The organism is Priestia sp. BR_2 (genome assembly GCF_041954005.1).
Lineage (GTDB): Bacteria > Bacillota > Bacilli > Paenibacillales > Paenibacillaceae > Paenibacillus_AQ > Paenibacillus_AQ lautus_A.
The window spans coordinates 1-1777 of the sequence record NZ_JAVFHM010000335.1; the positions used below are offsets into that span (position 1 = coordinate 1).

The following is a 1777-nucleotide window of genomic DNA, read 5'->3' on the forward strand; positions in this document are numbered from 1 at the left end:
GGGCAATGAAATGGTACAAATAAAGTATGATACATACTTTTAGTATTGAATCTCCTTCTACTTATGACAGTTTTAAGTAGGAGAATTTTTGTTAATATACTTTAAGTATTTTTATAAAAAATAGAAAACACCATAGTCCTACATAATTAAATGTTGGGTATAATATATCAAAAAATATACATCCACCTTCATATTTTATATGTATACATAAGAACAAAAGATAAAGAACAGATATAAACTTCTGTTCTTTATCTTTTATTTGGATTTCAAGGTTTCTATATGATTTTTGATTACGCTTCATACACAGTAAATATCTTTTAATAACTAAGTCAATATACTCGAATTAATACATTCTTACCAACTTTACTCTACCTGATTGGTAAGAAAAGAAGAACGTGGTCCTTCAAGACATGCATCTATGCGAGCAACTTGATCCTTTGTAAACATTACCATAGTGTCGTCATCTACATAGTCCATATAGTTCATAAACATATCACCATTTGGTCCGTTATTACAAGAGATATGAGGAAAAGGAGGTTTTCCTGTGTTACGGGTTCCCTGATTAGGAGTGTCAGCAATCTCATCAGATTTAGCGCAAACGTCAGGACTTCCCTTCTCATCATCATCAGCCCATATATGAAAAAGATTTAACCAATGTCCGATTTCATGAGTAGCCGTTCTACCTAAATTGAATGGATACTCTGGTATGTCGGCCGTTCCAACTGTACCAAATGCCGTATGGAGGATTACAACACCATCTGTTTTAGGAGGTCCTCCTGGAAATTGGGCATAACCTAAAAGGCCGTCACCAAGTTGACATACCCATATATTTAAATAGCGATCTGCTGGCCAGGCATCTGCACCTCCAGCAGCTTTCGATTTAATAGATTGCTCTAACCCATCAGTGTCAGTGAACTCTGTCTTTGTTGTATGGGTTCTAGTAATACCTGTTGAGGGATCTCCCTCTGGATCCTTTTTAGCTAGATGGAATTCTATTCGTGCGTCGGCCACTAGATCTTTCCATGGAGAAGGCACTTTTGTTATGTCTTTATTTGTTGCTCGAAAATCACGATTTAAAACATCAATTTGACTTTGAATTTGAGCATCCGAGATGTTTTGTTCTTCAGTATTCCATACAACGTGAACAACAACAGGAATTTTAACTATTTCTCTCTCCGTTTGTATGCGCACCCCACTAATAAATTCACTGGTCATAACCTCTATTTCCTCGCGCTTGCGTGCGTATTTATCTGACTGATTCAGCAATTCGTGATGAAGATCCATGGTTCCGCAGGTACGTTTAGTAGGTATATTCGATTCCTTTATGTTAGTACTCATAAATTTAATTCTCCTTTATTGTTTATTGTTACTACTCTCAATTTTAGAACGCTCTAGTCTGTACTCTTCTGATTCATTTAATAATCTGTGATGAAGATCCATTGTCCCACAGGTACGCCTAGTGGGTAGAGTAGCTTTCTCAGTGTGGTGCTCTTCGTCAGATGGTTTTGAACCTTTAAATGAGTCGTGCTGCGTTGTATTCTTAGAGAGATTCGTCATTAGAAATATCCCTTCTTTATCAGTTACCTTTTAATTGCGAAACAATAAAGGCAACATTCATTTTTAAAATATCTAATGCAAGTTCATAATTGATAAGATCGAGGGTATCATTTGATGTATGTTCGTTGTGATTTTCCTCGTCTTTCCCTTCAATTGTAAGCACAGCAGGAATGTTTGCCTGAATAAATGGCACGTGATCACTTGCAAAAGGATTTAAAGA

2 protein-coding genes are annotated in these 1777 nt (G+C 36.2%); both read right to left on the reverse strand.

Annotated elements, in window-relative coordinates; all coding sequences use genetic code 11:
• Positions 1-363: 363 nt before the first annotated feature.
• Positions 364-1338 (reverse strand): zinc metalloprotease, encoded by a 975-nt coding sequence (locus RB298_RS29070; protein ID WP_486049817.1) that lies wholly within the window; start codon positions 1336-1338, stop codon positions 364-366.
• 238 nt (positions 1339-1576) lie between these two features.
• Positions 1577-1777 (reverse strand): M28 family peptidase (locus RB298_RS29075; RefSeq protein WP_486049819.1); only part of this gene is annotated, 201 nt, incomplete at its 5' end.

Excerpts from the sequence above, each read along its gene's own strand:
- RB298_RS29070 (WP_486049817.1), bottom strand. The coding sequence starts at position 1,338 with ATGAGTACTAACATAAAGGAATCGAATATACCTACTAAACGTACCTGC.